Source organism: Shinella daejeonensis, from assembly GCF_024281235.1.
In the GTDB taxonomy this organism is placed as follows: Bacteria; Pseudomonadota; Alphaproteobacteria; order Rhizobiales; family Rhizobiaceae; genus Shinella; species Shinella daejeonensis.
This window is the reverse complement of the sequence record NZ_JAHWXY010000024.1, coordinates 1-7,596: the sequence shown is the minus strand read 5'-3', so window position 1 is coordinate 7,596 and position 7,596 is coordinate 1. Positions and strand designations below refer to the sequence as shown.

General features: G+C 62.9%; 6 protein-coding genes and 1 pseudogene. 6 read left to right on the top strand and 1 reads right to left on the bottom strand.

Annotation, left to right across the window (positions count from 1 at the left end; translation table 11 throughout):
- Nucleotides 1-145 precede the first annotated feature (145 nt).
- The 6 genes and pseudogenes from KYK29_RS22215 to KYK29_RS22195 all read left to right on the top strand — a co-directional run bounded on the left by KYK29_RS22215 (nucleotide 146) and on the right by KYK29_RS22195 (nucleotide 5,574).
- Nucleotides 146-1,375 carry a DNA cytosine methyltransferase gene (locus KYK29_RS22215; RefSeq protein WP_254693060.1) on the top strand — a complete coding sequence of 410 codons (1,230 nt, stop codon included), beginning with the start codon at nucleotides 146-148 and terminating at the stop codon, nucleotides 1,373-1,375.
- A complete protein-coding gene (locus KYK29_RS22210; protein WP_254693059.1) occupies nucleotides 1,372-1,887 on the top strand; it encodes a DUF2840 domain-containing protein in 516 nt (171 codons plus the stop codon). The genes KYK29_RS22215 and KYK29_RS22210 overlap by 4 nt, the downstream gene beginning before the upstream one ends.
- Nucleotides 1,884-2,429 carry a S26 family signal peptidase gene (locus KYK29_RS22205; protein ID WP_254693058.1) on the top strand — a complete coding sequence of 182 codons (546 nt, stop codon included), beginning with the start codon at nucleotides 1,884-1,886 and terminating at the stop codon, nucleotides 2,427-2,429. The genes KYK29_RS22210 and KYK29_RS22205 overlap by 4 nt, the downstream gene beginning before the upstream one ends.
- Nucleotides 2,430-2,450: 21 nt before the next feature.
- Entirely contained in the window at nucleotides 2,451-3,206 is a 756-nt protein-coding gene (locus tag KYK29_RS22200; RefSeq protein ID WP_254693057.1) for a lytic transglycosylase domain-containing protein, read from the top strand.
- Nucleotides 3,207-3,711: 505 nt separating this feature from the next.
- Nucleotides 3,712-4,167 (top strand): annotated as a pseudogene (locus KYK29_RS22670) (relaxase/mobilization nuclease domain-containing protein); the annotation flags it as partial.
- Nucleotides 4,168-4,176: 9 nt separating this feature from the next.
- Nucleotides 4,177-5,574, top strand: a complete 1,398-nt coding sequence (locus tag KYK29_RS22195) for a DUF3363 domain-containing protein (RefSeq protein ID WP_437437290.1) — start codon at nucleotides 4,177-4,179, stop codon at nucleotides 5,572-5,574.
- Nucleotides 5,575-5,591: 17 nt separating this feature from the next.
- Here KYK29_RS22195 and KYK29_RS22190 read toward each other — a convergent pair.
- Nucleotides 5,592-7,596, bottom strand: a 2,005-nt coding sequence (locus KYK29_RS22190; RefSeq protein WP_254693055.1) for an efflux RND transporter permease subunit, incomplete at its 5' end; no start/stop codon positions are given.

Genomic DNA, 7,596 nt, shown 5'->3' with positions numbered 1-7,596 from the left:
CACCGTTCACGGTATGGCAAGAGGCGCTTACTCCACACGCGACGAGAACAGAAACAGTTACCCCAGCTAACAATAAAACTAACTCTTCTTCTTTGACGCGCGCGCATCCGAGCCATGGTGCCGGTGCCACCCGCCGAGCTGCGCCATGATGCGCGCGCTCGATCTGTTCAGCGCAGCCGCCGGAGGCTGGTCGCTTGGCCTCCATCGCGCCGGCTTCATCACCATCGCCGCCTGCGAGATCGTCGAATGGCGGCGCAGCCTTTACGCAGAGAACAATCCTCATGTCCGCCTCTACGACGACATCCGAGACCTCACGGCAGCTCGCCTTGTTTCCGACCTTGGAATACTCCCCGACATCATCGTCGGCAGCCCGCCCTGCCAGGACATCTCCAGCGCCAATACCAAAGGCAAGGGGATCGAGGGCGAACGGTCGGGCCTCTACCTCGAAGCCGTCCGCCTGGTCGGAGATTGCCGGCCTCGCTGGTTCGCTTTTGAGAACAGCGCTAATCTCAGAACTCGCGGCGCTGACCGGGTGCTCGGCGAGCTGGAAGCGCTCGGCTACGCCACAGAACCGTGCGTGGTGGGTGCTTCGGATGTCGGCGCCAACCATATCCGCAAGCGGTCATGGCTCATCGGCTATGATCCCGAGCAGCTTGCCAACACCCATGGCCTCGGATGGAATGAAAGACGCCACAGGCGGCGGAGCCGGATCGACATATCCGCTGCGGGCAATCCTGGCGACGCCGAGGAAATCGGATGCGGATCGAGGTGGCAGGGGCGACATTCTCAGCCAGTTGCAGGGCCATGCCAGCCGGCATGCGGGCATGATGCCAACCCCGGTGAAGCCGAATGGTGGGCGCAGGTTGAGTGCGCAGGAGATCGAGACGGGCAAGCGGGCGAACGGGGCGAAGGCGCAGATCGACACGCCGAACCTCTTGCGCCACGCGGAGGAAATCCTGCCGACACCCACGAAACGCGACAGCCGCATGGACAGTTGGAGCCCGGCCTACGATCGGCGCAAATCGCCGACGATGGACGCGGTGATGGATGGCGCGATGACCAATCGTGCGCCGGACAGATGGGCGGGAGCGCGGGCGCTGGCGGCGATGCTGCGGAGCCATGGGCTGACTGGAACGGCGGTCTTGCCCATCACCTACGGCTGGATGATGGGCTTTCCGCCTGGGTGGCTGACACGCGCATTGCGCTCGGCAGTCGCAAAGGGACTGCTGCGGCCAGCCTGATCGTCGAGGCGTTCGGCGACGCCGTTCTTCCGCAAATCCCAGAAGCCATCGGGCGCGCCATTCTGCGCACTGAAGCTGCACTCGACGCGGTGCTCGCCTGCACATCCATCGACATTCCCGGAGAAGAACAATGACCCGGCGCACCTTTCCCGGCGCGCGCGGACGCGGCCTCGCGGATGCACCACCCTTCACCACGCTGGTCGAACTGATGTTTCAGCGAAAGAAGGTCGAACACTGGATACGCTTCGGCCGCAAGAGCTACGAACAGATCATCGATCGCCGCCGTAGCGTGGTCGGCTTCGCGCCGGGCAGCATCTTTGCCTTCGTCCGATGGGCGAACGGCGACCATGGCGCGGTCGTTTCCCGCATCGACATTGTGCGGGCAATCGGGCGCGGCGAGCCGTTCCAGACATTGCCCTTCGTCCGCCCCGGTGGCGAAGTCCTGTTGCGCCTCGACGGCTGGCCCAAGGTGCAGCGCGGGCTTGCCGCCATCGACGCCGTGGAATCGCTCGGCCTCGATCCGGCCGACGCCGCACCGGAGCACTGGCGGCACGTCCACAACCGTTTGACCGCCAATCTGGAGCCGCACGCCTACACGCCCGAGCGACATGAAGCGTGGCTTCACCGCCGAAGGATCGAGCCATGACGCGCCGCCGCACCCTCACGGTGACGGCGCTCGCCGCCATCGGCATCGCCGCCGCCAGCGCCGTCGATTGCCCAGCGAAACTCATCTGGAACGTCACAGCCAGCGCACCCGTCGGCTTCTACACCGTGGAGCCGGTCCAGCGGATCGAAGTGCCCGAGCTGGTCGCCGTCATGCCGCCCGAACCGCTCGCCGCCTTCATGGCCGAGCGCGGCTATATCGCGCGCGGCGTCCCGCTGTTGAAGCGCGTCCTTGGCCTGCCGGGACAGCGGGTTTGCCGCTTGCGATCCATGATCACGGTTGACGGGATCGAGATGGGCGAGGCGCTGGAGCGTGACAGCCTCGGCCGGGATCTGCCAGTCTGGCAGGGCTGCCGCGTCATCGGCGGCGGCGAAATCTTCCTCATGAATTGGGAGGTCTGCGACAGCCTCGACGGCCGCTATTTTGGACCCACCCCCGCAGCCTCCGTCATCGGTCGAGCGGTCCCGCTCTGGACAGATGAGGAAGGCGTCGGCCGCTACGAGTGGCGCGCGCCGACGCACTGAAATCACAGACAGGAGATTTCTATGGCATATATCGGCCAGTTAATCCGCAGCGGCGATAGACGCGCCACATCATCGCATTATGCCGTCCTGATACTGGCCGGCGCGCTTTCCGCCTGCATCGGATCGGGCGTCGCTGTCGCGCAACCCGTGCCGGTCGAGCGCCCGGCCGTCGCCCATCCCTATGCGGCCCACATCGCCGAGGCGTCGCAGCGGTTCGGTATCCCCGAGCACTGGATTCGCGCGGTGCTACGCGCCGAGAGCGCGGGCGATGTGCGCGCGGTCTCAACTGCCGGCGCGATGGGATTGATGCAGGTAATGCCCGACACATGGGCGGGCCTGCGCATCCGCTACGGCCTCGGCCGCGATCCCTACGACCCGCGCGACAACATCCTCGCAGGCACGGCCTACCTGCGTGAAATGTTCGACCGCTATGGCAATGTCGCTGCGATGCTCGCAGCCTACAATGCCGGTCCCGGCCGCTATGACGAATACCTTGCGACCGGCCGCACGCTGCCGGCCGAAACGCGGGCCTATGTCGCCGCGCTCGCGCCGATCCTCGGCGGCGCGACTGCAACCGAACCGCCGTCCTCGCCACCGCCACCGCCGCCAGATTGGCGCGAGGCACCGCTGTTCGTCATGAGTCCGGGCGACGCGCCGCCGTCCGACACACGATCCAGCGACGGCCGTGCGACCGTTCCGGCGCGCGATCCTGCCGATGCAGAGTCGCAGGGCGACAGCATTTTCGTCGCTGACGCGAGCGGTTCGGGAACGCCATGAGGGCGGCGTTCCCGCGCTCGGCGGCGCTTATTCCGGTGTCCAGTCAGGCTGGTTTTTGCCCGGCTGGATTCCCGGCAGGAAGGGCAGAAAAGGCAGAAAGGGCGGAGGGCAAGATTAAAGAAGACGGCACCATATCGGTCCGCTTCTGGAAATTATTGTTGTCTGCACACTGGTTAGGCGACCGATTCCGGCACCATGGTTTTGAGGGGCGGCGTGCCGCAATTTCGCGCAAAGCCTTGGCTTTGCGGGGTTTCGAGCGGCACCATAGGCCCATATCGGCCTGTTTTCGGCGGTTTGGGCTGGAGTCACGCCCTTGAGCGCCGACGACGAAAACCGCTTCCGCCCGAAGCCCGGCCGCATCCGATCCGACACGCCGAAGGCTGGCAAGACCAAGAGCTTTTTCACGCAGGTCAAGAAGATCACCCGGCAGCATCAGGCGGCAGCCTCCCGCGATCCTTCCACGCCGTCATCCGCTCGCCCGTCATCGCAGGGTCGTTCCCGTGCCGTGGTCGCCAGCGGCAAGGGCGTGAAGCGCGGCCGGGGCGCGAGCTTCGTGCGCGCCCGCAATATCTCCGGCCATTGGCATCATCGCCAGCCGGGCAGCCGCCGCGTCATCGTCAAGCAGCGCAGCGTCAGGGCCGCATGGAAGGGCGGCCGTGCCCGCGCGCATCTGCGCTATGTCCAGCGTGACGGAACCTCACGCGACGGCGAGCGGGGCCGGCTCTATTCGGCGACCGAAGATCGCGCCGATGGCGACACCTTCCTTGATCGCGGCAAGGACGACCGCCACCAATTCAGATTCATCGTCTCGCCCGAGGATGGCGCGGAACTGTCGGACCTCACGGCCTACACCCGCGATTTCATGAAACAGGTGGAAGCCGACCTCGGCACGAAACTCGATTGGGTCGCCGTCAATCACTACAACACCGGCCATCCCCATGTGCATATCATCGTCAACGGCCGCGACGATATGGGCGGGGATCTAGTCATCAACGGCGACTATCTTTCCGCCGGCCTGCGCGAACGCGCCAGCGAGCTTGCCAGTCTCGAACTCGGCCCCGTGACCGAGATCGAGCAGACCCGCAAGCTGTCGGCCAAAATCGACCAAGACCGTTTCACCCGGATCGACCGCGCCATGATCGAGGAAGCCGATGCCCGGTTCCTCGACCTGCGCCATGAGCCGACTGCACCACGCCGCCAGTTCGAGCGGACGTTACGCCTGCGCCGACTCGCCAAGCTGGAGAAGATGGGGCTGGCGACCGAGCACGCGCCCGGCGTTTGGGAATTGAGCAAGGACATGGAGCCGGCCCTGCGCGAGTTGGGCGAGCGGGGCGACATTATCCGCACCATGCAGAAGGCGCTCGGCCAGCAGGGCGGCGAACGCGATCCCATGAGTTTCCAAATCCATGACGTAGCGCCAGAGACACCCATTGTCGGCCGGGTCGTGGACAAGCATCTCTCCGACGAGCTTGGCGAGAACCTGACAATCGTGGTGGATGGGATCGACGGCCGCACCCACTACATCGCCGGCATCCCGCCCGAGCGGCTGGAGGATGCCCGCATCGGCAGCATCATCGAGATCGGCCCGGCCGAGGCGGCGGCCCGGCCGTCCGACCGCACCATCACGGCTATCGCCGAGGACGGCATCTATCGGCCGAGCCGCCATCTGGAGCAGGTGAAATTCGAGGGCCGCGTTCCGGGCGGCGACTATGAGGGCTATGTCGATGCCCATGTGCGCCGGCTGGAGGCGTTGCGCCGCGCGGGGATCGCCGAGCGCATCGATGCTAATCAATGGAGCATCCCCGATGATCTGGTTAGCCGTGTGGCCGAATACGATGCCGGTCGCGACCGGCAGGCTAGCGTTCGCGTCCTTTCCCCCGTCAATCTGGACAGGCAGATCGGATCGGACGGCGCGACCTGGCTGGACCGGCGGCTGATCCATGGCGAGACGGCCGACCTTGCCCCGACCGGCTTCGGCCAGCAGGTGCGCGAAGCTATGGAGCAGCGCCGCGAGCATCATATCGAGCAGCGCGACGCTACCCGAGCGCGAGACGGCCGCATCTTCTACAGCCGCAATCTTCTCGCCACCTTGCGCGAGCGCGAGGTTGCCCGCGTCGGCGCGGAGATGGCAGAAAGCAAGGCGCTGCCGTTCCGGGCCGCCGCGGACGGCGAGAACGTCAGCGGCAAGTTCACCGGCGCCGTGCAGCTATCGAGTGGCAAGTTCGCCGTGGTCGAAAAGAGCCATGAGTTTACGTTAGTCCCGTGGCGGCCAGTCATCGACCGCCAGCTCGGCCGCGAGGTTATGGGCGTCGTGCAGGGCGGATCGATATCATGGCAGTTGGGTCGGCAAAAGGGATTGGGAATATGAGCCTTCTAAAACTTCCATTAGGATTGCTCGGCACTTGCTGTAGATGATGCCTGCTTTCTGTTCAAAACTCGGTCGATTCGATCTGCTGTGTTCTCAACAAATAGATAGAATGCGGGAAGCGTAATCAGTGAGAGTACCGTAGCCACTGCCAACCCACCGATAACAGATATGGCGAGAGGCGCCCGAAATCCCCCTCCGCCGCCGTAGCCCAGCGCGCTCGGGACCATGCCTGCGCACATAGCCAAAGTCGTCATGAGAATGGGTCGGGCGCGTATCTGGCAGGCGTAAACGATCGCCTCTGCATGGCTCCGTCCTTCCCGGACGCCGATCTGTGCGAAATCGACCAGCATGATGGCGTTCTTGGCAACGATACCCATCAGCATGAGCAGGCCGATCAGCACCGGCAGGCTGACCGCCAAGTCATAAATCAACAGCGCGAATATGGCGCCTGAGATCGACAATGGCAGCGAAAGCAAAATCACGATCGGCTCGCGGATGCCGGAAAACAGCAGTACTAAAACGGCAAACATCAACGCTACGCCCATGAAAAGAGCAGATACGAATCCGGTTGTTACTTCATCCATGACCTCACCATCGCCGGTGGGCCCCACGGTGACTCCAGCGGGCGCGGAGGTGGCCTCTCTTGAAGATAGCACCTCCGAAAGCGCCCCGCCCAGAGCTGCGCCAGTCGCGAGATCAGCCCCAATCACGACACGCCGCTGACGATCATATCGCTCAATAGAGGATGGCCCACTTTGGAACGCGATGTCGGCAACTGCCGTCAAAGGAATAGATGTTCCGTCGATCTGCGCTACCGGCAAACTACCCAGCACTTCAAGATCACTTCGCCCGGCCGGCTCAAGGCGCGTACGGACAGGTATCAGTCGATCCTGATCTTTCATCTTGGGTAGCAAGGATTCAATCTCACCCACCGCAGCAACACGAACAGCCGCCGCGATTTGCTCTGTGGTTACCCCAAGTCGGGAAACATCAGCCAAACGCGGAATAATGTGTAATTCTGTACGTCTGATACCCGACTCTGCTGAAACATTGGTTATCTGGCCAAGGTCACGCATGCGACGTTCCAGTGCGTCGACCGCGTTGTCCATAACCGAGACATTCTCAGCCGAGACCGAAATCTCGACCTCTCGGCCTCCGTTATCGTTTAATGGCCATGCACGGATATCGTCTGTCGCGCGGAGCAAATCACGTATTTCCTGTTGAATGATACGCTGGGATCGGTGGCGTTCGCTGTGCGGTTTCAGCCGCACTATCAAGGTCGCGCGTCTCGAATCTTTTGCACCGTCGGGGGAAACGCCACCTCGCACGAGAATGTGCTGGATGTCAGGAACATCGGTTCGCAGCCGCTGCACCAAACTGTCTGTGGCCTCCGCCAAGGTGTTGAGATCGCCACCTGGCGGTATCTCCAGCGCGAAAACCAACCGGCCGGTATCTTCAAGCGGGATCAGATCATCCGGCAACTGACTCGATGCCGTAATAGATAGCACGAAGACCCCCAGACTGGCACCGATCACAATACCCTTTCTTCGCGTCGTCCATTGCAGAAGGCGTGCATACGCCTTCCCTGTGAGGCCTTGCTTGGTTTTTGGCTTAGGCTTGTGGACCAGAAAGCGCGCGGCCATGATCGGTGTGATGAGCCTAGCGACGAGCAAGGAGAATAAGACTGAAACGGCGACGGTAAGCCCGAACTGTTTGAAATACTGGCCTGCAACCCCGCTCATGAAACTGACAGGTGCAAATACGGCAGCGACACTCAGAGAAATAGCAGTCACGGCAAGACCAATTTCCTCAGTCGCATCTATCGTCGCCTGTAATGGAGACTTTCCCATCTCCATATGCCGTTCAATATTCTCGACCTCAACGATGGCGTCATCCACAAGGATTCCGGTCACAAGCGTGATGCCGAGCAGGCTGATCGTATTCAATGAAATGAACCGCCCCGGCTTTGCCGGAGACCCCAACTCGTGAGAAGTAGGGTCTATGACAAGCAAGACGACGAAC

Coding starts and splice junctions, on each gene's coding strand:
- KYK29_RS22195 (WP_437437290.1), top strand. CDS start 4,177: ATGGGCGGGGATCTAGTCATCAACGGCGACTATCTTTCCGCCGGCCTG.
- KYK29_RS22205 (WP_254693058.1), top strand. CDS start 1,884: ATGACGCGCCGCCGCACCCTCACGGTGACGGCGCTCGCCGCCATCGGC.
- KYK29_RS22215 (WP_254693060.1), top strand. CDS start 146: ATGATGCGCGCGCTCGATCTGTTCAGCGCAGCCGCCGGAGGCTGGTCG.
- KYK29_RS22200 (WP_254693057.1), top strand. CDS start 2,451: ATGGCATATATCGGCCAGTTAATCCGCAGCGGCGATAGACGCGCCACA.
- KYK29_RS22210 (WP_254693059.1), top strand. CDS start 1,372: ATGACCCGGCGCACCTTTCCCGGCGCGCGCGGACGCGGCCTCGCGGAT.